This window comes from Micromonospora parva (assembly GCF_040649675.1).
GTDB lineage: Bacteria > Actinomycetota > Actinomycetes > Mycobacteriales > Micromonosporaceae > Micromonospora > Micromonospora parva.
This window is the reverse complement of the sequence record NZ_JBEZFX010000001.1, coordinates 1-25549: the sequence shown is the minus strand read 5'-3', so window position 1 is coordinate 25549 and position 25549 is coordinate 1. Positions and strand designations below refer to the sequence as shown.

Annotated in this window: 24 protein-coding genes; 18 read left to right on the top strand and 6 right to left on the bottom strand. The window is 71.3% G+C overall.

What is annotated here, in order from left to right; translation table 11 throughout:
• Positions 1–99: 99 nt before the first annotated feature.
• The 8 genes from AB0C03_RS00120 (at position 100) to AB0C03_RS00085 (ending at position 10294) form a co-directional block, all read left to right on the top strand.
• Entirely contained in the window at positions 100–1278 is a 1179-nt protein-coding gene (locus AB0C03_RS00120) for an alcohol dehydrogenase catalytic domain-containing protein (protein WP_357632939.1), read from the top strand.
• A gap of 545 nt (positions 1279–1823) precedes the next feature.
• Positions 1824–3371 (top strand): multiple monosaccharide ABC transporter ATP-binding protein, encoded by a 1548-nt coding sequence (gene mmsA / locus AB0C03_RS00115; protein ID WP_030335974.1) that lies wholly within the window; start codon positions 1824–1826, stop codon positions 3369–3371.
• The gene (mmsB, locus tag AB0C03_RS00110) at positions 3368–4666 is read left to right on the top strand and encodes a multiple monosaccharide ABC transporter permease (protein WP_030335973.1); all 1299 of its coding nucleotides are present in this window, start codon (positions 3368–3370) and stop codon (positions 4664–4666) included. Before mmsA ends, mmsB begins: the two co-directional genes overlap by 4 nt.
• Positions 4667–4718: 52 nt before the next feature.
• Positions 4719–5822, top strand: a complete 1104-nt coding sequence (locus tag AB0C03_RS00105) for a substrate-binding domain-containing protein (protein ID WP_210857992.1) — start codon at positions 4719–4721, stop codon at positions 5820–5822.
• A 112-nt stretch (positions 5823–5934) separates the two neighbouring features.
• The gene (locus tag AB0C03_RS00100) at positions 5935–7197 is read left to right on the top strand and encodes an ROK family transcriptional regulator (protein ID WP_435823351.1); all 1263 of its coding nucleotides are present in this window, start codon (positions 5935–5937) and stop codon (positions 7195–7197) included.
• A gap of 142 nt (positions 7198–7339) precedes the next feature.
• Entirely contained in the window at positions 7340–8308 is a 969-nt protein-coding gene (locus AB0C03_RS00095) for a daunorubicin resistance protein DrrA family ABC transporter ATP-binding protein (RefSeq protein ID WP_030335965.1), read from the top strand.
• A complete protein-coding gene (locus AB0C03_RS00090) occupies positions 8305–9135 on the top strand; it encodes an ABC transporter permease (RefSeq protein ID WP_030335964.1) in 831 nt (276 codons plus the stop codon). The genes AB0C03_RS00095 and AB0C03_RS00090 overlap by 4 nt, the downstream gene beginning before the upstream one ends.
• A gap of 70 nt (positions 9136–9205) precedes the next feature.
• Positions 9206–10294, top strand: coding sequence for a DNA glycosylase AlkZ-like family protein (locus AB0C03_RS00085; protein ID WP_030335963.1), 1089 nt, complete (start codon positions 9206–9208; stop codon positions 10292–10294).
• A 49-nt stretch (positions 10295–10343) separates the two neighbouring features.
• On the opposite strand, the gene AB0C03_RS00080 is transcribed toward AB0C03_RS00085, so the two are convergent.
• Genes AB0C03_RS00080 through AB0C03_RS00070 form a run of 3 tightly spaced genes read right to left on the bottom strand, consistent with a single transcriptional unit; the run spans position 10344 to position 12648 of the window.
• Positions 10344–11333: an ABC transporter permease gene (locus AB0C03_RS00080; protein WP_030335961.1), complete on the bottom strand. Its 990-nt coding sequence runs from the start codon at positions 11331–11333 to the stop codon at positions 10344–10346.
• The gene (locus AB0C03_RS00075) at positions 11330–12220 is read right to left on the bottom strand and encodes an ABC transporter ATP-binding protein (protein ID WP_030335959.1); all 891 of its coding nucleotides are present in this window, start codon (positions 12218–12220) and stop codon (positions 11330–11332) included. The genes AB0C03_RS00080 and AB0C03_RS00075 overlap by 4 nt, the downstream gene beginning before the upstream one ends.
• Before the next feature lie 20 nt (positions 12221–12240).
• A complete protein-coding gene (locus AB0C03_RS00070) occupies positions 12241–12648 on the bottom strand; it encodes a GntR family transcriptional regulator (RefSeq protein ID WP_030335957.1) in 408 nt (135 codons plus the stop codon).
• A 225-nt stretch (positions 12649–12873) separates the two neighbouring features.
• Between AB0C03_RS00070 and AB0C03_RS00065 the strand changes: the two genes are divergently transcribed.
• Positions 12874–14142, top strand: a complete 1269-nt coding sequence (locus tag AB0C03_RS00065) for an Nramp family divalent metal transporter (RefSeq protein WP_210866687.1) — start codon at positions 12874–12876, stop codon at positions 14140–14142.
• A 178-nt stretch (positions 14143–14320) separates the two neighbouring features.
• Here the strand turns inward: AB0C03_RS00065 and AB0C03_RS00060 are convergent, their stop codons facing one another.
• On the bottom strand, positions 14321–14593 hold the full coding sequence (locus tag AB0C03_RS00060; RefSeq protein ID WP_051708766.1) for a hypothetical protein: 273 nt from the start codon (positions 14591–14593) through the stop codon (positions 14321–14323).
• Between the two features lie 300 nt (positions 14594–14893).
• Between AB0C03_RS00060 and AB0C03_RS00055 the strand changes: the two genes are divergently transcribed.
• Positions 14894–15409 (top strand): GDSL-type esterase/lipase family protein, encoded by a 516-nt coding sequence (locus AB0C03_RS00055; protein ID WP_357632929.1) that lies wholly within the window; start codon positions 14894–14896, stop codon positions 15407–15409.
• A gap of 27 nt (positions 15410–15436) precedes the next feature.
• Positions 15437–16003 carry a ricin-type beta-trefoil lectin domain protein gene (locus AB0C03_RS00050; protein ID WP_357632926.1) on the top strand — a complete coding sequence of 189 codons (567 nt, stop codon included), beginning with the start codon at positions 15437–15439 and terminating at the stop codon, positions 16001–16003.
• A gap of 76 nt (positions 16004–16079) precedes the next feature.
• On the opposite strand, the gene AB0C03_RS00045 is transcribed toward AB0C03_RS00050, so the two are convergent.
• Entirely contained in the window at positions 16080–17045 is a 966-nt protein-coding gene (locus AB0C03_RS00045; protein ID WP_357632923.1) for a hypothetical protein, read from the bottom strand.
• Positions 17046–17190: 145 nt separating this feature from the next.
• Between AB0C03_RS00045 and AB0C03_RS00040 the strand changes: the two genes are divergently transcribed.
• The 4 genes from AB0C03_RS00040 to AB0C03_RS00025 all read left to right on the top strand — a co-directional run bounded on the left by AB0C03_RS00040 (position 17191) and on the right by AB0C03_RS00025 (position 21187).
• Positions 17191–18300 (top strand): esterase-like activity of phytase family protein, encoded by a 1110-nt coding sequence (locus AB0C03_RS00040; RefSeq protein WP_247681116.1) that lies wholly within the window; start codon positions 17191–17193, stop codon positions 18298–18300.
• Between the two features lie 29 nt (positions 18301–18329).
• Entirely contained in the window at positions 18330–19379 is a 1050-nt protein-coding gene (locus tag AB0C03_RS00035; RefSeq protein WP_030335944.1) for an NAD(P)H-dependent flavin oxidoreductase, read from the top strand.
• A 67-nt stretch (positions 19380–19446) separates the two neighbouring features.
• Positions 19447–20538 (top strand): SRPBCC domain-containing protein, encoded by a 1092-nt coding sequence (locus AB0C03_RS00030; protein ID WP_030335942.1) that lies wholly within the window; start codon positions 19447–19449, stop codon positions 20536–20538.
• A gap of 13 nt (positions 20539–20551) precedes the next feature.
• Complete coding sequence (locus AB0C03_RS00025; protein WP_030335939.1) at positions 20552–21187, top strand: CG0192-related protein; 636 nt, start codon at positions 20552–20554, stop codon at positions 21185–21187.
• 55 nt (positions 21188–21242) lie between these two features.
• On the opposite strand, the gene AB0C03_RS00020 is transcribed toward AB0C03_RS00025, so the two are convergent.
• Positions 21243–23270, bottom strand: coding sequence for a glycosyl hydrolase family 28-related protein (locus AB0C03_RS00020; RefSeq protein WP_210863013.1), 2028 nt, complete (start codon positions 23268–23270; stop codon positions 21243–21245).
• Between the two features lie 217 nt (positions 23271–23487).
• Between AB0C03_RS00020 and AB0C03_RS00015 the strand changes: the two genes are divergently transcribed.
• The 3 genes from AB0C03_RS00015 to AB0C03_RS00005 all read left to right on the top strand — a co-directional run bounded on the left by AB0C03_RS00015 (position 23488) and on the right by AB0C03_RS00005 (position 25433).
• Positions 23488–24570, top strand: a complete 1083-nt coding sequence (locus AB0C03_RS00015; protein WP_030335936.1) for a PIN domain-containing protein — start codon at positions 23488–23490, stop codon at positions 24568–24570.
• Positions 24571–24849: 279 nt separating this feature from the next.
• Entirely contained in the window at positions 24850–25071 is a 222-nt protein-coding gene (locus AB0C03_RS00010) for a hypothetical protein (protein WP_030335934.1), read from the top strand.
• Positions 25072–25274: 203 nt separating this feature from the next.
• Entirely contained in the window at positions 25275–25433 is a 159-nt protein-coding gene (locus AB0C03_RS00005) for a hypothetical protein (RefSeq protein ID WP_210861615.1), read from the top strand.
• The last annotated feature ends 116 nt before the right edge of the window (positions 25434–25549 follow it).

Sequence of the window (25549 nt, the reverse complement as noted above, 5' to 3'; positions counted from 1 at the left end):
CTAAGATAGCACCGGCGGCGCGCCCCGTGGGGCCGGCCCGGCATGAACGGCGCAGCCGGGGGAAGACCGCCGGGCCCAGCGCCGAACAGGAGATCCGTGATGAGAGCCGTCGTGTACGCCGACGTCCGGACGGTCGAGGTGCGCGAGGTGCCCGACGCGACACTGGAGGCGCAGACCGACGCGCTGGTGCGGATCACCTCCACCGCCCTGTGCGGCACCGACCTGCACATGTACGACGGACGAACCAGCGCCGAGCCGGGTCTGGTGCTCGGGCACGAACCGTTGGGTGTCGTGCAGGAGGTGGGCGCGGCGGTGCAGACCGTGCGGCCGGGCACCCGGGTGGTGATCCCCACGCACCTGTTCTGCGGAACGTGTGTGATGTGCGCCCGAGGGCTGTCGGCGGCCTGCCTGCGGGCCCGGGCCGAGGGGCCGGGCGCGGCGTACGGGTACGCGGGGATGGGTCCGTACCGGGGTGCGCAGGCCGACCTGCTGCGCGTGCCGTGGGCCGACGCCAACTGTGTGCCGCTGCCCGGCGAGCCGGGGGACGCGTACGAGGACGACTTCGTGCTGCTCGCCGACGCGTTCGTCACCGGCTGGCACGCCGCCGCCACCCTCGCCGAGGTCGAGCCCGGCGACACCGTGGCGGTCTTCGGCGCCGGCACCATCGGTCTGCTCGGCGCCTACTCGGCACTGCTGCGCGGCGCCCGGGTGGTGTACTCCGTCGACGGCGTCGACGCCCGCCTCGACAAGGCCGGCGAGGTCGGCGCGGTGCCTGTCGACTTCCGCCGGGGCGACCCGGTCGAGCAGATCCGCGCCGATCGGGCCCGGGCCGGGTTGCCGCTCGGCGAGGAGAAGCTGGGTGGGGTCGACAAGGTCATCGACGCGGTCGGGTTCCAGGCACGTGACCGGGAGCACCCGGACCGGGAGCGTCCGAACCAGGTCATCACCGACGCCGCCCGGCTGGTCAACGCCGCCGGCGCGATCGCGGTAGCCGGTGTCTACCCGGACCGGGACCCGCACCCCGCCCCCGGTGCTGACGGCCAGGAGGACCTGGTCGCGCCATGGGGAGCGCTGTTCGCCAAGGGGGTCGCGGTCCGGTTCGGTCGCACCCACGACCGCCGGTACACCACACTGCTGCGCGACCTGGTCGTCGCCGGTCGAGCGCGGCCCAGCATGATCGTCACCCATTACGGCACCCTCGCCGACGCCCCGGAGTTGTACCGGCGCTTCGACCGCCGGGAAGACGGGGTGATCAAGGCCGTGCTGCGCCCGTCCTGACCGGCAGGCACCGCGCGGGCGCGTCGCTGGCGAACCGCCCCGATTCGCCCGTAAGGGACGTTGGGGAGCAGTCCACTTCCTGGTCCGGGGCCTGACGAGACGATCATCGTCGATTCGACCCGTGCGCAGAGGCGTGGGTCACACCGGCGGCCGACGGCTGTCGTGCCGTCCCGGGGGCGTCGACCGCCCTGCGGCTCGATCAAGATCATTCAATGCTGGCGATCGCCTCGCCCGCTGCCCTCTTCGGGCGCCTGGCGGGATCGTGCCTGGTGGCGGGCCTGGGGAGGGTGGCAGGAGTCGATAGCGGCGTCGCGCTCCATTTGACAACGTTGCCACCGACAGGCGAAGGTGCCCGGAGGGGCTGCTGAGGTGGCTGTGACGGGCGAATACTCTGCTACGTCTATATTGCCGGATTGTTACTTTTTCAACAGTCTCTCGCCTTGCGGATAGCCCTCCGGCCGCAATACGTTGCCGTCAACAACAAAACCAAGTGAAGGTTCAACCTTCCGGAGGCAACCGATGACGTTGGCGAGGTGGTACGAGCTATGAGCGACGTGCCGATCCTCCTTGAGATGCGCTCCATCACCAAGGAGTTCCCCGGAGTCAAGGCCCTCTCCGACGTCAACCTGGTGGTTCGCGCCGGCGAGATCCATGCCATCTGCGGCGAGAACGGTGCGGGCAAGTCCACCCTGATGAAGGTGCTCAGCGGGGTCTACCCACACGGCAGCTACGACGGCAAGATCATCTATCAGGGGTCGGAGAGCAAGTTCTCCGACATCCGGGCCAGCGAGAACGCTGGCATCGTGATCATCCACCAGGAGCTCGCGCTCATTCCCGGGATGTCGATCGCCGAGAACATCTTCCTCGGCAACGAACCGCGCAAGCGGGGCGCGATCGACTGGAAGGCCGCGAACCGGATGGCGCTGGACCTGATGGCCCGGGTCGGTCTGGAAGAAGACCCGGACACCCTGATCAAGGACATCGGGGTCGGCAAGCAGCAGCTCGTCGAGATCGCCAAGGCGTTCGCCAAGGACGTGAAGCTGCTCATCCTGGACGAGCCCACGGCGGCCCTGAACGAGGCCGACTCCCGTCACCTGCTGGACCTGCTGCGCGGTTTCCGGTCCCGCGGCATCACCTCGATCATGATTTCGCACAAGCTGAACGAGATCGAGGCGATCGCGGACCAGATCACCATCCTGCGCGACGGCCGGACCGTGGAGACCCTCGACGTCAAGGCGGACGGGGTCGACGAGGACCGGATCGTGCGGGGCATGGTCGGCCGCGAGCTGAGCAGCCGTTTCCCGGACCACACCCCGAAGATCGGTGACGTCTTCTTCGAGGTCCGCAACTGGAACGTCCGGCACCCGATCTCCGCCGACCGGCAGGTCTGCAAGAACGAGAGCTTCGTGGTGCGCCGCGGCGAGATCGTCGGCTTCGCCGGTCTGATGGGCGCGGGCCGCACGGAACTCGCGATGAGTGTCTTCGGCCGCTCCTACGGCGTGTACGAGTCGGGCACCATCATCAAGGACGGCAAGGAGATCGTCCTCAAGTCGGTCGCGGACGCGATCGACAACGGGCTCGCGTACGTCAGCGAGGACCGCAAGGCGATCGGCCTCAACCTGCTCGACGACATCAAGTCGTCGACGGTGGCGGCCAAGCTGTCCAAGATCTCGCACCACGGCGTGCTGAGCGAGGTCGAGGAATACCAGGCGGCCGAGGCGTACCGCAAGGAGTTGCGGACCAAGGCCCCGACGGTCGACGAGAGCGTCTCCAAGCTCTCCGGCGGCAACCAGCAGAAAGTCGTCCTGGCGAAGTGGATGTTCACCGACCCGGACCTGCTGATCCTCGACGAGCCGACGCGCGGCATCGACGTGGGCGCCAAGTACGAGATCTACGGCATCATCCAGCGGCTCGCCGACCAGGGGAAGGGCGTCGTCGTCATCTCCTCGGAGCTGCCTGAGCTGATCGGGCTCTGCGACCGCATCTACACCGTGTTCGAGGGCGCCATCACGGGCGAGATCGCTCGGGCGGACGCGACCCCGGAGACCCTCATGAAGCAGATGACCTCGACGAAGAAGTTGGCCACCCGATGAGCCGTATCAAGGACCTTCAGAAGAACCTGTTTGGAGGCACGACCTCCAACGCTCGCCAGTTCGGGATGATCTTCACCCTGGTGGCGATCGTCGTCCTGTTCCAGATCCTGACCGATGGCCTCACCCTGCGGTCGGACAACCTGATCGCGCTGTTCCAGCAGAACTCGTACATTCTGATTCTGGCCATCGGCATGCTCATGGTGATCGTGGCCGGGCACATCGACCTCTCGGTCGGCTCCGTCGCCGCCTTCGCGGGCATCCTGGTCGCCAAGTCGATGGCCGACTGGTCGCTGCCCTGGCCGGTCGCCATCCTGTTCGGCCTCGCCATCGGCGCGATCATCGGCGCCTGGCAGGGCTTCTGGGTGGCGTACATCGGGGTGCCGGCGTTCATCGTCACCCTGGCCGGCATGCTGCTGTTCCGTGGTGGCAACCAGTACATCGGTAACGCCAACACCATTCCGGTGCCGGAGGGCTTCCGGGAGATCGGCTCCGGCTTCCTGCCCGAGTTCGGTCCGAACACCGGCTACAACAACGCCACGCTGCTGCTCGGGCTGGCCGCAGCGGTAGCAGTGGTGTGGCGCGAGATCCAGGCCCGCAAGACCCGGCGGGCGATGGACGCCGACCCGGCGCCCATGTGGATCTCCATCCTGCGGATGGCCATCATGGTCGGCGTGATCGCCTTCGCGGCACTGCGCTTCGCCAGTGGTCGCGTCGGCACCAGCTTCCCGATCTCGGGCATCATCCTGCTGGTCCTGGTGATCGCGTACTCCTTCTACACCCGCAACACGGCCGGTGGCCGGCACATCTACGCGGTGGGCGGCAACTCCCGGGCGGCCGAGCTGTCCGGCGTGAAGCTCAAGCGGGTCAACTTCTTCGTCATGATGAACATGTCCGTCCTGGCCGCGCTGGCCGGCATGATCTTCGTGGCCCGTTCGGCGGCCTCCGGACCGCAGGACGGCAACGGCTGGGAGCTGGACGCCATCGCCGCGGTCTTCATCGGTGGTGCTGCCGTCTCCGGCGGCATCGGCACCATCAGCGGCTCGATCGTCGGCGGTCTCGTGATGGCCGTGCTGAACAACGGCCTGCAGCTGATGGGCGTCGGCACCGACCGGGTGCAGATCATCAAGGGCCTGGTCCTGCTGCTGGCCGTCGCGATCGACGTCTACAACAAGAGCCAGGGGCGCTTCTCCATCATCGGGAGCCTGATGCGGCCCTTCCGCCGCGACGACTCCGCCCCACCCGCCTCACCGCCGGACGCGGAGCGCGAGCCCGCCAAGGCAGCGGTGTCCGGCTGACGGCCACCGACCTCACCACCCTGTTACACCTCAAGAAAGGCAAGTCCTCACCATGCGTAAATTCTTCGGCACGTCGGTGGTCGCGGTCAGCGCCGCCGCCATGCTGGCCCTCGCTGGCTGCGGCTCCGGCCGTGACGGCGACAGCGACTCCGGCGGCGAGGCCGCCAAGGGCTTCGCGGCCAACTCCCTGATCGGCGTGGCCCTCCCGGCCAAGACCTCGGAGAACTGGGTCCTCGCCGGCGACCTGTTCACCAACGGTCTCAAGGAGGCCGGTTTCCAGGCTGACGTGCAGTACGCGGGCGCGTCGACCACTGTCGCCGACCAGCAGGCCCAGATCACCGCCATGACCACCAAGGGCGCCAAGGTCATCGTCATCGGCGCCACCGACGCCGCGCAGCTGTCGACCCAGGTCGCCGCGGCGCACGCCGCCGGTGTCAAGGTGATCGCGTACGACCGGCTCATCACCAACACGCCGGACCTCGACTACTACGTCGCGTTCGACAACTTCAAGGTCGGCCAGCTCCAGGGCCAGGCCCTGCTGGACGGCATGAAGGCCAAGAAGCCGAACGGCCCGTACAACATCGAGCTGTTCTCCGGCTCGCCGGACGACAACAACGCCGGTGTCTTCTTCAACGGCGCGATGGACGTGCTCAAGCCGGAGATCGACAAGGGCAACGTCGTTGTCGCCTCGGGTCAGAAGGACGTCAAGCAGACCGCCATCCAGGGCTGGAAGGCCGAGGGTGCGCAGGCCCGCATGGACCAGCTGCTGACCTCGACCTACGGCAACAAGGAGCTGGACGGCGTCCTCTCCCCGAACGACACCCTGGCCCGCGCCATCCTGACCTCGGTCAAGGGTGCCGGCAAGCCGATCCCGGTGGTCACCGGTCAGGACTCCGAGGTCGAGTCGGTCAAGTCGATCGTCGCTGGCGAGCAGTACATGACGATCAACAAGGACACCCGCAACCTGGTGAAGGAGACCATCAACATGGTCAAGGCTCTCCAGGCCGGTGACAAGCCGCAGGTGAACGACACCGAGTCGTACAACAACGGCAGCAAGGTCGTCGACACGTTCCTGCTCCCGCCGGTCGCCGTCACCAAGGCGAACGCGGCTGAGGCGTACGCCAACGACCCGAAGCTCGCGCCGCTCACCAAGTAATCACCGCACGGTAGGTAGCAACGCCGATGGGTCCCGGGTCTCCTCTTCCGGGACCCATCGTCGTCAGTGCACCCCCGCACCAACCGGCATCGACCCGGAAGGAGGTCTGACCGTGGCGGCACCAGTACGGTCCAGGCCAGCCGGCGTCGGCCGCAACGCTGAATCCCCGCTGCCGTCGCTCCCCGGCGCCAGCCAGGAGGAGATCCGGCGGCAGAACCTCGGCGCTGTTCTGCGCTACGTCCACCTGCACGGACCGACGTCCCGCGCCGAGCTGACCAGCCGGCTCGGGCTCAACCGAAGCACCATCGGCGCCCTCGCGGCCGACCTGGTCACCAGCGGCCTGGTCACCGAGGAGGCGCCGGCCACCACCCGCCGCGCCGGCCGCCCCTCACTGGTGGTCAGTCCCCGCTCCGACCGGGTCTACGCCCACGCGTTGAGTATCGACGCCGACCGGCTGCGTGCCGCCCGGGTCGGCCTCGGCGGGCAGATCCTCGATCGGCGGGAGCTCCCGCGACCCAGCGGCATGTCGGCGATCGACGCCGTCGGACCCCTCGCCGACCTGGTCCGGGACATGGAACGCGCCGTGGTGGGCGACGCGCTGCTGGTCGGCGGCGCCGCCGGGGTCACCGACACCACCCGCGACCCGGACGGCAGGATCCGGATCGCCAGCATGGACGAGACGCTCGGCGCCGCGCTGGGGGCGGAGTTCAGCGCCGGCCCCGGTTTCGTGGCCGGCGACCTTGCCGACATCGCCGGCCTGGCCGAGCACGTGCGCGGCGTCGCGGTCGGTGTCGACGACGTCATATACCTGCACGGCGACCTCGGCATCAGCGCCGGCATCATCATCGGTGGCCGACTGGTGGTCGGCCACCGGGGTCACAGTGGCAAGGTCGGCCACATGGTCGTCAATCCCAACGGCCTGCCCTGCGGCTGCGGTTCACGCGGCTGCTGGGAAACCGAGATCTCCGAAGCCGCGCTGTTGCGCCACGCGGGCCGTGACCCGAGCGACCGCGCGGCGGTGGCCGAGGTGCTGCGCGCGGCGGCGGACGGCGACCCGACCGCCCGCGCGGCGGTCGAGCAGGTGGCGGACTGGCTCGGCTTCGGCGTGGCGAATCTGGTCAACGTGGTCAACCCGGACCTCGTGGTGTTCGGCGGCGCGCTGCGCGACATCTTCACCGCCGGGGCGGACGTGGTCCAGGACCGCCTGGACACCATGCCACTGCCGGCCTCCCGTGAGCACCTGCGGTTGCGCGCGGCGGCACTCGGGCGCGACGCGGTCCTGATCGGTGCCGCCGAGTTGGCGTTCGACAAGCTCCTGGCCGATCCGCTGAACGTCGGCGTCGCGGGCCAGGTCGGGACCAACGAACCCGGCTAGCCGTGGAGTGCCCGCCGGCTCCGGCGGGCTCCCCCTTCTCACCTCCCTCGCTGTGCTGTGGGCTTCGACGCGCTCAGCATTCTCGTACGGCCTACCGTATGTTGTACGGTAGCGGCGTTGACAACGTGGTGAGGGGAGCGCTGTGACGACAAGAGGCGACGCGATAGCGGCCCAGGGGCTGCGCAAGCGATACCGGGAGCGGTACGCGCTGGACGGCTTCGACCTGCGGGTGCCGCAGGGAACGGTGTGCGGCCTGCTCGGCCCGAACGGTGCCGGCAAGACCACCTCGGTACGGATCCTGTCCACACTGCTACGGCTGGACGAGGGTCGTGCCGAGGTCGCCGGGTTCGACGTGACGAACCAGCCCGACCAGGTGCGCTACCGCATCGGTCTGGTGGGGCAGCATCCCGCGCTCGACGAGGCGCTCAGCGGTCGGCAGAACCTGGTGCTCTTCGGCCGGCTGTTCCACCTCGGTCGCCGGCGGGCCCGGCAGCGGGCGGCCGAGCTGCTGGAACGCTTCGGTCTCGCCGACGCCGCCGAGCAGCCGGTCAGCACGTACTCGGGAGGGATGCGCCGCCGGCTCGACCTGGCGGCCGGCATGATCCTGGCCCCCGCGGTCCTCTTCCTCGACGAGCCCACCACCGGGCTGGACCCGCGCGGGCGCAACGAGGTGTGGGAGTCGGTCCGGGAGTTGGTGCGCACCGGCACCACAGTGCTGCTCACCACCCAGCACCTGGACGAGGCCGACCAACTCGCCGACCGGATCTCGGTGGTCGAGGCCGGCCGGGTGATCGCCGAGGGTACGCCGGACGACCTGAAGACCCGGCTCGGCGGCGACCGGATCGAGGTGGTCGTCGCGGCGCCGACCGACCTCGCCGTCGCCGTCGCCGAGGTCCGCCGGGCGGTCGACGACGAACCGACTGTCGACGTGGACCGGCGGATGGTGAGCGTCCGGGTCGGTCACCGGGCCGGCGCGCTCGTCGACGTGTTGCGGGCGCTCGACGCCGTGAACGTCCCGGTGGCGGACGTCGCGCTGCGCCGACCGACCCTGGACGACGTGTTCCTGCACCTCACCGGAGACCGGGCACCGACCGCCGAGGTGGTGGCATGAGCGCGGTGAGCATGCCGGCCCCGGCGGTGGATCTGACGCCCGGCCGTCCCGCCCTCCTGGCCGACAGCGGCACCCTGATCTGGCGCAACCTGGCCCGGTGGCGACGCGACCCCGGCCCGCTGATCGCCTCGCTCGGCTTCAACATCCTGATCGTGCTGATGTTCGCCTACCTGTTCGGTGGCGCGTTGCAGGTGCCCGGCGGCGGCAGCTACCGGGAGTTCCTGATGCCCGGCATGTTCGTGATGACCATGGTCTTCGGCATCAGCCTCACCACGGTGGCCGTCGCCGAGGACCTGGAGCGCGGCGTGACCGACCGGCTCCGATCGATGCCCGTTTCCCCGCTGGCGCCGCTGGCGGCCCGGGCGGTGGCCGACATGCTGTTCGCGCTGGTCACCCTCGGAGTCCTGCTGCTGACCGGTCTGGCAATCGGGTGGCGGGCGCACGGCGGGGCCGCGGCCACGCTGGCGGCGGTGGGGTTGATCCTGCTGCTGCGCTTCGCCCTGATCTGGGTCGGCATCTTCCTCGGGCTGGTCACCCGTGGACAGACGGCCGTGGTGGCCGTGCAGACCCTGGAGTTTCCGCTCGGCTTCCTCTCCAACGCGTTCGTGGCACCGTCCACCATGCCCGCCTGGCTCGGTGCGGTGGCCGCGTGGAACCCGCTGTCGGCGACCGTCGGCGCCACCCGCGAGCTGTTCGGCAACCCCGGTTGGGGCGGTGACTCCTGGGCTGCGCAGCACTACCCGTGGCTGGCGGTGCTCTGGCCGCTCGTCCTGGTGGCGGTCTTCCTGCCACTCTCGGTCCTCCGGTACCGGCGGCTGGCCGACTGAGCACGAGCCGCTGAGCAATCCGACTCGCTGGGCCCGGTCGATGCCGCTGAGCGCCGCTAGGCTCGCCGGCGTGGACGTGCACCGACTCGATCGGGCCCAGGCGCGACGGATCGCCATCCGGGCCCAACTGCTGGCCGCCCCGCGCCCGAGCGACCTTCTCACAGTGGTCCGTCAGTTGACCCTGGTGCAGCTCGACCCGACGGCCGCCGTCGCGCCCAGCGCCGATCTCGTCTGCTGGAGCCGGCTCGGTTCGTCGTACCAGCCGACGCAGTTGCGCGACGCCCTCGAACGGGACCGGACGCTGTTCGAACACCAGGCGATGGTGCGTCCGATGGACGACCTGGGGCTCTTCCTCGCGGCGATGGCGGCGGCGCCCGGTCACGAGCGCCACCGCGAGTGGCTGCGCGCCAACGACTCGTTCCGGCGCGACGTGCTCGACCTGCTCGGCCGCTCCGGTCCGCTGCTGTCCCGCGACATCCCGGACACGAGCGTCGTGCCGTGGCCGTCGTCAGGCTGGACCAACAACCGCAACGTCACCCAGATGCTGGAGTTCCTGGTCCTGCGCGGCGAGGTCGCGATCGCCGGCCGCCAGGGCCGACAGCGGCTCTGGGACGTGGCGGAGCGGGTCTACCCGGCCGGCGTGCCCGTCGTCGAGCTGGAGCAGGCACGCCGGCTCCGCAACGAGCGACGGCTGCGGGCGCTGGGCATCGCCCGGGAGAAGGCGGTGGTGGTGCCCGGCGAGCCGGCCGAGGTCGGTGACGCGGGCGAGCCAGCGGTGATCGAGGGAGTCGCGGGCCAGTGGCGGGTTGACCCGGCCGCGCTCGGGCAGCCCTTCACCGGTCGTACGGCGTTGTTGTCGCCGTTCGACAGGCTGGTGCACGACCGGGTCCGCCTCGCGGACCTCTTCGCGTACGACTACGTGCTGGAGATGTACAAACCCAGGGCGGGTCGGCGGTGGGGCTACTTCGCGTTGCCGATCCTGCACGGCGACCGGCTCGTCGGAAAGCTGGACGCCACGGCCGATCGTCGGCGCGGCATCCTCACCGTGCACGCCATCCACGAGGACGTGCCCTTCACCCCCGACGTGACCACCGCCGTGCACGACGAGGTGCACGACCTCGCGTCCTGGCTGTCGCTGACCGTGGACCTTCCCCGCTGACGGGTGATCGCCGAGGCCCCCGCCGCCCCGACGAGCACCCGTCAACCGGTTAGGCGATCCGGCGGACCCGGCGGACGGCGAGATAGAGCAGGAGCAGGGCCAGGGCGACGAAGATGCCGGTCTCGATGCCCTGGAACAGCCAGAACCGGTCCGCCGGCTGGTACAGCTGCCAGTTGTACGCGCCCGGTTCGAGGCCCAACTCGGCCCCGCAGACCCGGCCGTCCGGGGCCTTCCCGCCCGGCGGGCACTGGATCCGGGTGTCCTCCGCGATCATCGTCCCGTCCGGGTTGCGCACACCCTGGGTGAGGATCCAGTCCCCCCGGCTGACCTCCGGTGGCCCTTCCCCCTCGATCGGGAAGGTCTGGGTGCGGGCCGGCTGGTAGTGCGGTCGGGCCAGGATCTCCACCGCCGCCCGTACGCCGATGAACCCGGCGAGGGTGATGCCCATGGCGGGCAGCATCCGCTTCCACATCGTGCCGGCGAAGATGCCGAGCGCGACGGCGAAGAGGGTGTAGCCGATCGGCGCGATGCCCTGCAGGTCGAAGACGATCATGCCGAGCCGGCCCTCGTACGCGGCCTGGGTCAGCGGGTCGACCCACCACGACATGCCCAGCCCGTAGACCGCCGCGAGAACCAGGACGGCCGCGCCCACCAGCCCGAACTTCACGAGGGCCCAGCGGGTCCGGCCGACGCCCTGGGTCCAGACGAACCGGTGCGTGCCGTGCTCCACCTCGCGGGCGACCAGTGGTGCACCCCAGAACAGACCGACCAGCACCGGCAGGGAGACCAGCAGTACGGCCACCAGGTTCAGGCTGCTGTACTGGTTGCCGAAGCGGCGGAAACCCGCGTCGCAGGCCTCCCTGGTCGCCGCCGTCACATTGGTGTCCGCGAGCTGACGTGCGCAGTCCGCCAGCCCAAGATCGGAGAAGGTGTGCCGCATCGACAGACCGATCGGCACCAGCATGGCGGCCAGCGCCGCGAGCGCCAGCACTGTGAAGAACGCCTGCTTGCGGTGTTGCCGCCAGGTCAACCAGATCATGCTGCCACTCCCCACTCGCTGTGACTGGTCTGCGTGGTGCCGTCGGCCAGGTAGGCCAACACGACGTCCTCCAGGCTGACCTCGCGGATCGTCCAGGCCGGATCGGTGACCGGCCCGTCGGTGCGGACCAGCAGGGTGGTCTGCCGGTCGGTGTGGCTGGCCCGGATCACGGCGGTGACGCCCCCGATGACGCCGCCGTCGTGACGGGGGCCGACCAGCTGCCGGTGCTCGGCGACCAGGTCGTCGACCGCGCCGGTGAGCTGCACCTGGGAGGCGTTGAGCACGATCAGGTAGTCGCAGACGCGTTCCAGGTCGGCCAGCAGGTGTGAGGAGAGCAGGACGGTGGTGCCTGACTCCGCGACGCTGCCCATCAGCGACTGGAGGAACTCCCGTCGGGCCAGCGGGTCGAGGCTGGCGACCGGTTCGTCGAGCAGCAGCAGCCGTGGCTGCTTGGCCAGTGCCAGGGCGAGCGCGACCTGGGCCCGTTGACCGCCGGAGAGCTTGCCGACCGGCTTGTCCGGCGGTATGCCGAGCTGGGCCAGCCGCTTGCGGGCCAACCCCGCGTCCCACCGTTTGTTCAGCTTGCCGCCGGCGATGACCAACTCGGACGCCGTGAAGTCCCGGTACAGCGGGGTGTCCTGGGCGACGAAGCCGATGTCGGCCAGCCCGTCCGTGTCGCCGTAGGGAGACCGGCCGAACACCCGGACCGTGCCCTCGGTGGGCTTGAGCAGCCCGACGGCCAGGTGCAACAGCGTGCTCTTGCCCGCGCCGTTGGGCCCGACCAGCGCGGCGATCCGCCCGGCCGGCAGATGCAGTGAGCAGTCCCGTAAGGCCCAGGTGCTGCCGTACCGCTTGCCGAGCCGGTCTGCTTCCAAGACCATGTCCATCCCTTGTCCTCTCGTTGCGTTCACGCGGGCTCCTTCTGCGGGGCGTCGTCGGCGAGGGTGGCGCGCAGCGTCGTCTCCACCAGGGCGATGACGTCCTCGGCCGTGAGGCCGGCGGCCTGCGCCCGGTGCAGCCAGGCGACCAGGTCGTCGCGCAACTCGGCCTGATTGGGCAGGGACGCCCCGGCCAGGGTGCGTTGGACGAAGGTGCCCACCCCGGGCCGGCCGCCGACCAGACCCTCGATCTCCAACTCCCGGTACGCCTTCAGCACCGTGTTCGGGTTGATCGCCAGGGATTGCGCGACGTCCCGGACCTTCGGCAACTGGTCTCCCGGCGTCAGCAGGCCGACCCGCAGCGCCTGTTTCACCTGCTGCACGAGCTGCATGTAGGTGTTCACCTTCGACCGGCTGTCCAGTACGAACTCGATCACTCGCGATGATCCTTCCTGTTGTCCTACGACAGTAGGACTAATAGACAGCTTCATCGTTGCCCGGTGAGCTGTCAAGCCCGCCCCGGCCCGTTCACCCCCGCGCGCACTGTCGGCTCGCGGGTGCCGGGCCGGCCCAGGTGGCACCGGCAGGCCAGCGGTTGGCCCCGACGGGCCAGCCCGACGGGAAGGGACCGGCAGCGATCCGCGTGGAGGGGGAGGGGTTCGATGGTCACCAACGAACTGACGACGTCGAGGACGACTCCACTACAGGCCGCTCGCGCCCGGGGCCGGGTACGCGGCCGGCTGATCCTGCTCGGCCCGGCGTTCGTCGCCGCCGTCGCCTACGTCGATCCCGGCAACTTCGCCACCAACTCCGCCGCCGGTGCCCGCTACGGCTATCTGCTGGTCTGGGTCGTGGTGGTGGCCAACCTGATGGCGATGCTGGTGCAGACCCTCACCGCGAAGCTGGGTCTGGCCACCGGGCGCAGCCTGCCCGAGCTGTGCCGGGAACGCCTGCCCCGGCCGGTGAACCGGATGATGTGGGTGCAGGCCGAGCTGGTCGCCATGGCCACCGACCTGGCCGAGGTGATCGGTGGGGCGGTGGCCCTGTACCTGCTCTTCGGCATTCCCCTGCTGCCCGGCGGGATCATCATCGGCACCGCCGCGTTCGCCGTGCTCGCGCTGCGCTCACGCGGCTACCGCGCCTTCGAGGTCGCCATCGCCGTCCTGCTCGGGGTGATCGTGCTGGCCTTCGCCGCCAACCTGCTCGCCTCCGGCTCCGATCCCGGCTCGGCGATGGCCGGTCTGGTGCCGCGCCTGCAGGGCACGGACAGCGTGCTGCTGGCCGCCGGCATCCTCGGCGCGACAGTGATGCCGCACGTCATCTACGTGCACTCCGCGCTCACCCGGGACCGCATTCCCGCCGCCGACGACGCCGAGCGTCGGATCCTGTTCCGCGGTCAGCGCACCGACGTCCTGCTCGCCCTGAGCGTGGCCGGCGCGGTCAACCTCGCCATGCTGCTGATCGCCGCGGCCAGCTTCCGGGGCGGTGGCCCGGGCGGTGCGGACAGTCTGGAGGGGGTGCACGCCGGGCTCGGCCAGAGCATCGGGACCGCCGCCGCGTTCGGCTTCGCCGTCGCCCTGCTGGTCTCGGGGCTCGCCTCCACGAGCGTGGGCACCTACGCCGGAGAAGTGATCATGCAGGGCTTCCTGCGGCGCCGGATCCCGCTGCTGCTGCGTCGGCTGGTCACCCTGCTGCCCGCACTGGGGGTGCTCGCCATCGGCCTCGACCCGACCCGGGCGCTCGTGCTGTCCCAGGTCATCCTCAGCTTCGGCATCCCGTTCGCGCTGATCCCGGTGGTCGCCTTCACCCGCCGCCGCGACCTGATGGGCAACCTCGTCAACCACCCGCTCACCACCGCCGCCGCGTCCCTGGTGGCCGTGCTGGTGGTCGCGCTCAACGCGTTCCTCCTCTGGCAGGTGGCCGTCGGCTGAGCCGGCCGGTCAGCGCCGTCGGCTGAGCCGGCCGGTCAGCGCCGTCGGCTGAGCCGGCGGGCCGCCTGGGTTCGACTCCCCACGAGCATGATGCCTGTGGGTCATCTTTATGACCCACAGGCATCACCCGTTGAAGACCAGGTCGGCTGGGCCCGTGTGGTGGCGGGGCGGGCGTGGCTCAGGTGCGACGTCCCTCGTCGCGGGCCGGGATCTCCTGACGCTGTTCGAGGGCGTCCGCCGGGTTGGCGTCGGCCGGCAGCGACGTCACCTCCTCGAGCGTGCCCGCCGGGAAGGCGCCCTGCTCGGCCAGGTCGGCCTCGGCCGCCTCCGGGTCCACGTCACCCGACACCCGGTCCGGCGGGCCGACGTCGAACGCGTCCTGTCGTTGCTCAAGGGCGTCCGCCTCCGGAGGAGGGATCGTGCCGCCCTGTTCATCCCGGTACGTGCTCATCGGAGCCTCCCACCCGGCGGGTATGGATATGCCGCCGGGCCGCTGCCTACCCACCACAGCCGCACTCAGACTGCCACGCCAGCCGAGATCTGGCGGTTTCCGGGAGGTGCTGCCTCCACGGCGACGGGCCCGGGACCGCTCGGCGCAGCCAGCTCGGCGTTTGGCTCGCGTCCGCGCCGCAGTCGGTCCAGCCGGACGAATTGATTGTCCATCATCAATGAATGCGTCTGGAGTGGTCGTCGTTTCGGCGGGACAGGCACCGCTGACGGCCCGGACGACCTTCGAGGAGAGGGATCAACAATGCGATGGAACGCACGACGGGCCGCCGCGGGGGCCTTCGGGCTCGTCCTCGGCGCCGTGCTGGCGCTGACCCAGGTCGCACCCGCCCAGGCCGAGTCGAACGGCGGCGTACGCGTGATGCCACTCGGTGACTCGATCACCGATGGCTACAACGTTCCGGGCGGCTACCGGATCAACCTGTGGCAGCGGCTGGTCGGTGGCGGCTACACCGTCGACTTCGTCGGCTCGGGGTTCAACGGGCCGGCCAGTCTCGGTGACCACGACCACGAGGGCCACTCCGGCTGGCGCATCGACCAGCTCGACGCCAACATCGTCACCTGGTTGCGGGCCACCGACCCGCGTACGGTGCTGCTGCACATCGGCACCAACGACGTGAACCAGAACTACGACCTCGCCAACGCTCCGGCACGCCTCTCCGGTCTCATCGACAAGATCAGGTTGACGGCTCCGCTGGCGGACGTCTTCGTCGCCACCATCACCCCCGAATCCGACCCGAACCGGGAGGCGCGGGTCTAGGCGTACAACGCGGCGATCCCCGGCATCGTGGCGCAGAAGGGCAGCCGGGTGCACCTGGTCGACATGCACGCCGCGCTCACCACCACCGACCTCGCCGACGGCGTCCACCCGAACGCCGGCGGGTACGACAAGATGGCGGCCCGCTGGTACGCCGCGCTGCAGTCGGTGCCCGGCAGCCTGGTCCCGGCGGGCGGACCGCCGGTGGGCACCGCCGTCGGCCTGGTCAACCCCGTCTCCGGGCGGTGCCTGGACGTCTCCGGAGCCAGCACCACGACCGGTACCCCCACGATCATCTGGGACTGCCATGGGGGCACCAACCAGCGTTGGACCCGTACCGCCGCCGGGGAGCTGCGGGTCTACGGCGATCGGTGCCTGGACGTGAACGGCGCAGCGAGCGCCGACGGCACGAGGGTGCAGATCTGGACCTGCAACGGCACCGCCGCGCAGCGCTTTACGTTCCGGACGGACGGCACGATCGTGCTCACCTCCGCCGGCAAGTGCGTCAGCGTGACCTCCGCCGGGACGGCCAACGGCACGACCACGCAGCTCTGGACGTGTGACGGCACCGGCGCCCAGCGCTGGTCCGTCCGCTAGCCGACGCCCAGGGTCCGGCCCACGTCGTACCCCGGCGGGGCCGGCCCTGGGCGTGCCCGGACCGGTGCGACGGCGGTCAGCCGGTCGCCGCCTCGGGTGTGGTGCCCCGACGGGGTCCGGCGGCCAGCCCCAGCGCCAGCAGCGCGCACCCGGCGCCGACCAGGAAGAGCAGCGAGGCGGTCGGCTGGCCCAACCACTCCCAGTACGGATGCCAGGCCGGGTGTGGCTCGTCCCGATGGTGCCCCAACAGGACGGGGACGCTCAGCGGCACCGGCAGCCACCACAGCACCGTGGCCACCCCGACCAGGCCGTTCACCGCGCCCCGGCGTCGACGCCCCTCGGTGCGACGGCTGACCCAGCCGAAGACCATCCAGCCGGCCACCGCGCCGAGCACCGTGGCGAGCACTCCGGCGGGGACCACCAGGGGCGGCGGCGCCCGGTGCAGCTCGACCGAGAGGTACGTGGCGTCCACGGCTGTCTGGGAGGAGATCGAGGCATTCAGGATGGTGTCGCCACGTCGGGCGGTCAGCGCGGTGTCGCTGATCGCCTCCGGGGTGGCGCAGAACTTGTCCGCGCAGCCGACCCGGTCGGACACCTGAGGGTCGTACACCCGCCAGCCGGCACCGGTCAGGCGCTCCCTGGCCACCGCGACGATCTGCGCGGCGGGCACCGGTGGCGCGCCGAAGGCAGCCGCGCCGGTGGCGCTCTCCTGATATTCGCCACCGTCACCGAACAGCAGTGTCTTGACGGTCTTCAGACGCAGCGCGTGCCCGTAGACGACGAAGAGGGCCGGCGGGGTGTCGATCTCACCGAGGTCGTGCCCGGGAAAGACCTCGGTGAGGATGGCGGCGGCCTCGGCCCGGTCGGGTTGCGGCCGAGACGTCTCCCAGGCGGCCCGGCTCGCCAGCGCGCCGGTGAAGAGGCCACAGATGACCGCGGCGAGCGGCACCCACGCGACGGCGGCGCCACCGGCCGGGCGGCCGAGGCGGCGCAGCAGCCGTCGCCCGAACCGGTCGGCCGGCCTGGTGTCGCGCACGGTCATGGACATCCTCCGGCTGCAGAATCGGGCGCAGCGACAGTACATCGACCAGGGGTCCGGGTGCGTCCCCCGGATGACCGCCGCCGCTGGCCGGGATCGGCCAGGATGGGCGGGTGGCCGCTCACGGCCGCGACGAGGAGGGTGGGCGATGCGGGTACGCGGACGGTTGACCTGGGGGCGGCGTGCTCGCGCGCTGGCGGTGCTGACCGTGTTGCTCGCTGGCGTGCTGCCGCCGGCGGTGGCACTGGTGCCAGGCACCGCCTCGGCGGGCGCGGCGGCGGGCACGCCGGTCTGCGAGGTGCGGGACAACCGGCTCCGCGAGATCTCCGGGATGGTCGCCACCGACGACGGGTACGTGGTGATCAACGACGGGGCCGACGACGAGGCGCGCCGCCGGATCTTCTTCCTCGACCAGCGGTGCGCGGTGCGGCGAACTGTCTCCTTCCCGTCCCGGCCCCGGGACACGGAGGACCTGGCCATCGGCCGGGACGGCACCGTCTGGGTCGCCGACATCGGCGACAACGACCGGTCCCGGCCGACGGTCGGGGTGTGGCGACTCGCGCCGGGGGCGGAGCAACCGGTGCTGCACCGGATGACCTACCCGGACCGTCCGCACGACGCCGAGGCGCTGCTGCTCGACGCGTCCGGTCGGCCGCTGATCATCACCAAGGGCGGCAGTGGCACCGTCTTCCTGTACGCGCCGACCACCGCGCTGCGGGCGGACGCGACGACGCCGTTGACCGCGTTGGGCCAGGTGACACTGCCGACAACCACGACCAGCAACCCGTTCTCCTTCCTGGGGCGCGGGGTGATCACCGGCGCGGCGGCCGCCCCGGACGGACGGCGGGTGGCGCTGCGCAGCTACGCCGACGCCTTCGAGTACGACGTGCCCGACGGCGACGTGGTCCGCGCGTTGACCACCGGCACCGCGCGGATCACCCCGCTGCCGGACGAGCCCCAGGGCGAATCGATCACCTACAGTCGCGACGGCCGGTCGTTGCTCACCGTCTCCGAGGCTGCCGGCCAACCCACCAGCCGCCCGACGATCCTGCGCTACCCGGCCACCGCCACCACGGCCACCGCCACTCCCGCCACGGAGTCCGTCGACCCGGTGTCGCCCACGGCGGTCCGTCCGGCCGCCGGGGAGATCGGCGGCGCGGGTGGGCGGACGTGGCCGCTGGTGGCCGGAGCGGGGACGCTGGTGCTCCTGCTCGGGCTGGCCGGCGTGCTGCGCTGGAGGCACACCGCGCGCCAGTGAGCGGCCCGGGCCTGCGGCAGGATGGGAGGATGTCCGTCCTGTCCACGTTGCGCCACCCGATCATCGCCGCCCCGATGGCCGGCGGCCCGTCCACCCCCGCGCTCGTGGCCGCCGTGTCCGCGGCGGGCGGACTGGGCTTCCTCGCCGCCGGAATGATCGACACCGAACGGTTGGTCGCCGACGTCGCCGAGGTCCGCGCCCGCACCGACCGGCCGTTCGGTGTCAACGTCTTCCTGCCCGACCCCGGCGGCGTCGACGAGGCGGCCATCCAGGCGTACGCCGAACGGCTCGCCCCGCAGGCCGGGCAGCGCGGGGTGAGCCTGGGCGAGCCGGTGGGAGGCGACGACGCGTACCCGGAGAAGCTGGCCGCGCTGCTCGCGGACCCGGTCCCGGTCGTGTCCTTCGTGTTCGGTCTGCCCGACCGGGCGGCGGTGACCGCCCTGCGCGAGCGGGGCACCGAGGTGTGGGCCACCGTCACCCGCCCGGACGCCGCGACCGCCGCCGCCGACCTCGGTGTGGACGCCGTGGTGGTGCAGGGCACCGAGGCCGGTGGGCATCGTGGCGGCCTGCCGGACGACGACGACTACGGGGTGCTGCCGCTGCTCCGGCTGACCGCCGCCCGCTGTGACCGGCCGCTGGTGGCCGCGGGCGGCCTCGTCGACGGTCCCGCGGTGGCCGCCGTGCTGGCCGCCGGCGCCGCCGCCGCGCAACTCGGCACGGCCTTCCTGCGCTGCCCGGAGGCGGGCAGCTCGCCGATGCACCGGGCGGCGGTGGCCGGTGCCACGCCGACCGCGTTGACCCGGTCGTACACCGGTAAGCGGGCCCGTGGGGTGGCCAACGACTTCCTGCGCCAACACGACGCGGTGGCACCGCGCGGTTACCCCCAGGTGCTCCACCTGACGCGCCCACTGCTGGCCGCCGCCCGGCGCGACGGGGACGCGTCGGTGGCCAACCTGTGGGCCGGGCAGGCCCACCCGCTGGCCCGGGAGCTGCCGGCGGCGCAGGTGGTCGCCGAGGTGAGTGCCGACGCCCGGGCCGCGCTGGCCACAGTGGTCGCACGGTCCGCTCGCTGGGGCTGATCAGGGCGCCGGCAACCGGCTCGGGCGGGCGGGACAGGCCCGGCGGGCAACCGGTTAGAGTCTCGCCGTGATCGAGATCGGTGCGCAGGTCGACCTGTCCCACCCGGCTGAGCGGGTCTGGCTCGCCCTGACCGACCGGCAGTTGCTCGGCCGGTGGTTCGCCGAGGCCGAGACGGTCGAGGGCGTGCCGGACCGGCTGCTGCTGCACACCGCCGGCCTGCCCGGCTTCGACGCCAACGTCGAGGTCGAGGTGACCGAGCGACAGGAGCCGGACCTCCTCGTGCTGTCCTGCGACGAGGCTGGCCGGCTCAGCGAGCTGACCTGCACGGTCACCGCCACCAAGCAGGGCTGCCGGTTGGAGCTCCGGGAGGTCAGCACGCACGGCGCGTGGTCCGGCGAGCAGCACGAGCCCCGTGAGCAACAGCTGCGGCAGGCGCTCACCGTGCGGCTGCCGGCCATTCTCGACTGGCTCGCCTTCCAGCAGGTCGACCTGCGCCGCGCCGACGGTGGGATGACAGCGGAACTGCCGGTGCTCGGCGTACGCGGCGGGGCCGGCCGCAACCCCCGCCGGCGTCGCACGCTGGTCGCCGTTGTGGCCGGGGCGGTGCTGCTGGCCGGGACGGCGGCCTGGGTGACGTTGCCGCCCGACCCGGAGCCGGTCGCCGCGCCCGCACCGGCCCCCAGCGCGTCGCCGACGGTGACCCCCGCCCGGAGCACCGTCGCGCCCACGGCGACCCCCTCGGCGCGCCCCACGCGGGTCACCGCGTCACCGACCACCCGGCCGAGCCGGACCCCGTCGGCGAAGCCCTCGCGCACCACCGAGTCGGCTGCGCCACCCCCGCCACCGACGCCCATGACGGCCCGCTACCAGACCGACTCCAGCCGGCTGTTCGGCTACACCGGCGAGATCGTGGTCGGCAATCCCGGCACCGCCGCGGTGGCGGACTGGGCGGTGGTGGTCACCCTCGCCGAGGGCACCACAGTCGACGACGTGGACGGCGCGAACTGGCGACAGGACAAACGGGTGATCACCTTCACCGGAACCGCCGTGCCGGCCGGGGGATCCCAGACGATCAGCTTCGACGTCCGCGACAGCCGGCCGAAGGCCCGGGAGCCGGAGAGCTGCACGATCGGCGGGCAACAGTGCGCCGGCCTCTGACTAGGCTGCCGTCATGGCACTGCTGCACAGGGCGACCCTGCACCCCACGAAGCTGAACCTGCTGACGGCCTGGCTGCCCGACCGACAATGGTTCGCCGGACCGACCGGCGTCGAGGTGGTGAGCCGGGGCGCCTACCGCTTCGACGACCCGGCCGGCGAGGTCGGCATCGAGACGATGCTGGTCGCCGCCGCCGACGGGCCGGTCCACCAGGTCCCCCTCACCTACCGCGCCACCCCTCTCGACGGTGCCGAGCAGTGGCTGGTCGGCACCACCGAGCACTCGGCGCTCGGCCGACGCTGGGTGTACGACGGCTGCGCCGACCCGGTGTACGCCGCCGCGCTCGCCCACGCGATCCTCACCGGTGGCGGCCAGGCGGAGCAGTACTTCGAGGTCGACGGCCGGCGCGAGGTACGCGAGCCGACGATGACGATCGAGGTCAGCGAGACCGGCAGCGACAACCCGCCCCCGGTCGGCGCCCTGCGCCGGGTCGTCGACGGGGACAGCACGCTCATCAGCACCGACACCGTCGAACTGGTGGTCGTCCGGCGGCCCGGGGCCGGGGCCGACGGGGCCACCGGGGCCACCCTGAGCGGCAGGTGGGATGGTCAGCCGACGAGCGTGCCACTGGCGTACGCCCGGGTGCGCTGACCCGCCTGTCCCGAGTGTGCGGTGGGCGGCCCGGATGCCGGACCGCCCACCGCGTTCACCACCGCGCAGGAGGCGGGGGCGGTGACACGGGCGGCCGGTCGTCGCAGGTGATGGTGTTGGGCAGCAGCCACGGTGCGAGCCACCCGCCGTCGTTACCGCCGAGGTCGGTCACTGTGAACTCCGAGCCGGCCGCGGTGAAGTGGAACGATCCGCAGTTGTTGACGCCGACCGCGCCGACGTTGCGGGCGTCCACGTTGGCGAACGAGGCGGACCCGGCCGTGCGGGCGCTGACCACCGAGGTGCCGGTGCCGTCGACCCGGACGTCCCGGAACCGCACGTCGGAGATCGAGTAGAGGTCCTTCACCGGCCAGTCGCTGACCAGCATGATCGCGTTGTACGTGTTGTCCAGGTACGCGTCGCCGGTCACCTCGATGCCCGCCTCGATGCTGCGATCCAGGGCGAAGAGCCAGATCGCCCCCAGGCCGATGTTCCAGTTCAGCTCGTACGTGCCGGCGCGGGCGGTGGTGTTGTTGGTGAACCGCAGGTGCCCGGTGAACGGCTCCGCGCCGAAGCGGGACCCGGCGTGCAGGCCGCTGCCCTCACGTACCGGGTCGGCGACGAGGTTGTGCGAGACGGTGGTGTCGGTGCCGCCGTAGATGGCGATGCCGTTGGCCAGGGTCGGTGACTGCACGGTGTTGTGGTCGAACGTGTTCCGCGCGTTGGCCGTCTTCTCCGACCACATCGCCAGGCCGTCGTCGCCGGTGTTGCGGACGAAGTTGTGCGCGACCAGGGAGTCGGTCACCCCGGTGTGGAAGTTGAGGGCGTCGGCGATCTGGTCGACGATGATGTTGTTGGTGACCCGGACGTTGCGCATCGGGCCGTCGAACCACAGGCCTGCCTTGGTGTGGTGCAGGTAGAGCCCGTCGATGGTGGAGTCGCTCATCGCCCCGCCGATCGCGTTGACCTGGTCGGTGTCGATGCGCTCCCGCACGTCGCCCTCGATGGCGAAGCCGGAGAGGTGCACGTTGCGGCTGCCGCCGTCGGCGGCGTCCCGACCGTAGAACCCGACTCCGGTGTGCACCGAGCCGTCCGGCGCGGGGGCCGGCAGGGCGACCTCGCGGCCCTTGATGATGGTGTGCCAGTTGCCGGCGCCCTCGATGGTCACGTCGTCGACGATGACGTGCCGGTTGACCTGGTAGGTGCCCGGCGGGAGGTACACGGTGAGGTGGGCGCGCCGGGCGAAGGCGATGGCCCGGTCCAGCGCGTCGGCGGAGTCCCGCCGGCCGGTCGGGTCGGCGCCGAAGGCGAGCACGTTCGCCGCGAGCAGCCGGACACGCGGCGGGGCGACCAGTTCGGAGTCGAGCAGGTCGATGACCGTCCAGGCGGCGGCGCTGCCGGGCGGCGCGGTGAGCCGGACAGTGTCGCCGGCCCGGTACGTACGCCCGAGCAGGAGCCGCTGCTCGTCGTAGAAGTGGGTGGGCCGGAACGGTGTGCTGATGCTCGGGTACGGCGTGGTGGCCGACGGCACGCACTGGCACTCGGTGATCCACCAGTCCGGGTGCAGCAGCCCGGCCTGCGGGTCGTTGGTGAAGGGGTACTGGTTGTAGAGCCACGAGTACTGCGAGGTGAGCGTCATGGTGCGCAGATGCTTGCCGTTCACCGCGACCTTCAGCGGCGCGGTGATCCCACCTCCCTGCGGCGCGTCCGGGATGCTGTACCGCACGGTGATCCCGTTCGCCGCGCTGGGCAGGACGAACTCCACGTACTCCCCGGGGGTGAGCCGGACCGCCCGGCGGCCGGAGGCCTCCGCGGGCAGGGTGTAGGCGGACCGGTCCGGCCCGATGATCTCGCCGTTGGTGCGCGCGTTCTCCGCTTCCTGCTCCAGGAAGCCGACGTCCGCGCCGCGCCCGGCGACCAGCGCCGGGTCGAGGGCGGCGCGGGTGACCACCGGCCGCGCGCCGGCGGACCCCGGTGGACTGGCGGCGGCCGAGGTGGGCCCGGCGACCAGCACGGCGAGACCGGCCGCGAGCGCGACGGCGGTGCCGCCGGGCCGTCCCCGCGTCGGCGTGAGGCTGCGAAACATCGGTGACCCTCCTGAGTGGGTGGTGGTGGAGGTCCGCCCGGCGCCCCCGACGCCCGACATTGATCGTCATGATGCAGCACCGAACATGGCACTGCAAGACACCTATCGAACAACGAAAATAAACGACTATAAGGCCGCAAGAAATGGACGGTTGTCGAGTTGAGGTGTCGCGCGTCGCCCGCCCCGACCAGCTCGCGCCCGGCGTAGGCTGATCCGCGTGGATCAAGAAGACCGGATCGCCCTCTTTCTCGACTACGAGAACCTCGCGCTGGGCGCGCGTGACCATCGCGGCGGCGTAGCCTTCGACTTCCGGCCCATCGCCGACGCGTTGGCCGAACGGGGCCGGGTGGTGGTCCGCCGGGCGTACGCCGACTGGTCCTACTTCGACGAGGACCGCCGGATGCTCACCCGCTCCCACGTCGAGCTGATCGAGATCCCGCAACGGATGGGCGCCTCCCGCAAGAACGCCGCGGACATCAAGATGGCCGTCGACGCGATCGAGTTGGCGTTCGAACGCGAGTACATCTCCACCTTCGTGATCTGTAGCGGTGACAGCGACTTCACCCCGCTGGTGCACAAGCTGCGGGAGCTGAACAAGCGGGTCATCGGCGTCGGGGTCGAGGGGTCCACCTCGGGGCTGCTGCCCCCGGCGTGCGACGAGTTCCTCTACTACGACCGGCTGGAGGGCGTGGACATCCCGCCGGCTCGTGGTGGGCGCGCGCGTTCCGCCGCCCGGCAGGCCGGCGCGGAACAGCGCCCGCCCGAGCCGGAGCAGGAGGTGGACCGTCGACCGCAGGAGGCGGAGCCCGACCGGGACGCGGACGCGCTCGCCGTACAGGTCGCCCAGTCGGTCGCCGGCCTGCAGGGCAGCGCCAACGGTGAGGTCACCGCGTCCCGGCTCAAGCGCACCCTGCTGCGCAAGGACCCGACCTTCAGTGAGTCCGACTACGGCTTCCGCACCTTCGGTGAGCTGCTGCGCCACCTCGCCGAACGCAACGTGATCGAGCTGGCCGAGGGGCCGGCCAAGGGTGACCCCGAGGTGTCGCTGCCCGAGCACGGCGACCGCGAGGTGGCGTTCGGCCTACTCCGGGGCGTCGTGGCGGACCTGGGCAGCGGCGGCAACCCGGTGGCGCTGTCCGGGCTGAAGAACCAGGTACGCCGGGCCCGCCCAGACTTCAGCGAGAAGAAGCTCGGCTACCGCAGCTTCCTGCAGTTCTGCAAGGCCGCCGCCACCGCCGGCGTACTGGACCTCCGCTGGAGCCCCGAAGCCGACGACTACCTCCTGACAACCCACCCCTGACCCGCTGCCCCTGCCCTCCCTTGTTGATCAAGAAGTTTGCGTCGTCGACGGCGCGATTGGTGACGCAAAGTTCTTGATCAACAGCGGTGGGCGGTGGGAGTTGCGGGGGTGGGGCAGGGTGGGGTTCTCCTGATGCGCAACTCAGGAGAGGGAGAACCGCCCGTTATGGTTTCGAACCGTCAACGGTTGGGCGGAAATGCGCCCGGATTGTCGCCCTTGCCCCGGTCCGGTCATACCTGCGCCGTACCCTCGGCGCGGGAATTGCTATACGGTCGGCGAATGAAGGTGGAGGAGCACTGGTGGAACGGAGACACGACCCCGCGCGGGCGCCGGGACGTGTACATCCGTACTGACGGGCAGGGTTGGGAGGTCCGCGCCCAGATCGGTGGGGCGTCGGGTCGTGAGCGGGTGCAGCAGTGCCCCAGCCGGGCCTCGGCGGCCATCCTCGCCGACGCCTGGCGCGGCACCCACCCATCCTGGCGCGAGCTGAAGCAGCGCTGATCCGGCACCGGGCCGGGTCGGCAACGCTCCCGGGTTCCAGCCCGGCGCGCCCGCCGACCGGCCCGGCGCTCGGTACGTCGGTGCCGACAGCGCGCAGCGGTCACCCACCGGCCACGCCGCCTCAAGAGCGGGCGGGCCCTCGTGTCCCCGCCGTCAGTTCGGGTACTCGCAGGGCTGCTGGTCGCGCCCGATGGAGGTCGCCCATGTCGCAGGGCCCCGACGAGGAGAACAGCAGGCTCGACGAGGAGATCCGGGAGGCCGAGCGCCGGCTCGCCGACCTCACCACCTCGTCCGACGACGCGCTCACCGATGACGACGCCCGGGCACCGGACGACGCCCCCTCGGAGAGCAACGCCGACTAGGGCCTGTTTCATAAGGGCGGTCGAGCCGAGGCGGAGTCCGGGCGGCGATCCGGCAAGGCGCGGTTTCGTCCGGATACCGGTGTCGTATCCGGACGAAACCGCAACGCCGCCGGTCG

Bases quoted from the DNA above. Each gene is read 5' to 3' on its own strand.
- AB0C03_RS00045 (WP_357632923.1), bottom strand. From the start codon at position 17,045: ATGACCGTGCGCGACACCAGGCCGGCCGACCGGTTCGGGCGACGGCTG.
- AB0C03_RS00005 (WP_210861615.1), top strand. From the start codon at position 25,275: ATGTCGCAGGGCCCCGACGAGGAGAACAGCAGGCTCGACGAGGAGATC.
- AB0C03_RS00090 (WP_030335964.1), top strand. From the start codon at position 8,305: ATGAGCGCGGTGAGCATGCCGGCCCCGGCGGTGGATCTGACGCCCGGC.
- AB0C03_RS00080 (WP_030335961.1), bottom strand. From the start codon at position 11,333: ATGATCTGGTTGACCTGGCGGCAACACCGCAAGCAGGCGTTCTTCACA.
- mmsA (WP_030335974.1), top strand. From the start codon at position 1,824: ATGAGCGACGTGCCGATCCTCCTTGAGATGCGCTCCATCACCAAGGAG.
- AB0C03_RS00040 (WP_247681116.1), top strand. From the start codon at position 17,191: ATGCGGGTACGCGGACGGTTGACCTGGGGGCGGCGTGCTCGCGCGCTG.
- AB0C03_RS00020 (WP_210863013.1), bottom strand. From the start codon at position 23,270: ATGTTTCGCAGCCTCACGCCGACGCGGGGACGGCCCGGCGGCACCGCC.
- AB0C03_RS00065 (WP_210866687.1), top strand. From the start codon at position 12,874: ATGGTCACCAACGAACTGACGACGTCGAGGACGACTCCACTACAGGCC.
- AB0C03_RS00010 (WP_030335934.1), top strand. From the start codon at position 24,850: ATGAAGGTGGAGGAGCACTGGTGGAACGGAGACACGACCCCGCGCGGG.
- AB0C03_RS00035 (WP_030335944.1), top strand. From the start codon at position 18,330: ATGTCCGTCCTGTCCACGTTGCGCCACCCGATCATCGCCGCCCCGATG.
- AB0C03_RS00120 (WP_357632939.1), top strand. From the start codon at position 100: ATGAGAGCCGTCGTGTACGCCGACGTCCGGACGGTCGAGGTGCGCGAG.
- AB0C03_RS00060 (WP_051708766.1), bottom strand. From the start codon at position 14,593: ATGAGCACGTACCGGGATGAACAGGGCGGCACGATCCCTCCTCCGGAG.
- mmsB (WP_030335973.1), top strand. From the start codon at position 3,368: ATGAGCCGTATCAAGGACCTTCAGAAGAACCTGTTTGGAGGCACGACC.
- AB0C03_RS00105 (WP_210857992.1), top strand. From the start codon at position 4,719: ATGCGTAAATTCTTCGGCACGTCGGTGGTCGCGGTCAGCGCCGCCGCC.
- AB0C03_RS00075 (WP_030335959.1), bottom strand. From the start codon at position 12,220: ATGGACATGGTCTTGGAAGCAGACCGGCTCGGCAAGCGGTACGGCAGC.
- AB0C03_RS00055 (WP_357632929.1), top strand. From the start codon at position 14,894: ATGCGATGGAACGCACGACGGGCCGCCGCGGGGGCCTTCGGGCTCGTC.
- AB0C03_RS00025 (WP_030335939.1), top strand. From the start codon at position 20,552: ATGGCACTGCTGCACAGGGCGACCCTGCACCCCACGAAGCTGAACCTG.